We start from the raw sequence: 245 nt of genomic DNA on the forward strand, positions 1-245 counted from the left end.
TCACCTTCTTTAGGTTTCGTTGGATCTTCCTTAAGTTTGTAGACGTAAGTGACATTCTTATCACCTTCGATTACTTTACCAGTTGTAGCGTCATCACCTGTCCAGTGACCTTGTTCATCGACTTGACCTACTTTGTAGTTACCTGCTGGTACCAATTCGTATGTCTTACCTTGGAACTCGATTGTTTGTGGACGGTTGTCTACTACTGTATCGTAATCTTTATCAACTGGTTGATCTTTTTCGTC

General features: G+C 40.8%; 1 pseudogene. It reads right to left on the minus strand.

The window, feature by feature from the left end:
* A pseudogene (locus HMPREF2918_RS04035) lies at nucleotides 1-245 on the minus strand (muramidase); the annotation flags it as partial.

The organism is Streptococcus sp. HMSC065C01 (assembly GCF_001813525.1).
In the GTDB taxonomy this organism is placed as follows: domain Bacteria; phylum Bacillota; class Bacilli; order Lactobacillales; family Streptococcaceae; genus Streptococcus; species Streptococcus parasanguinis_V.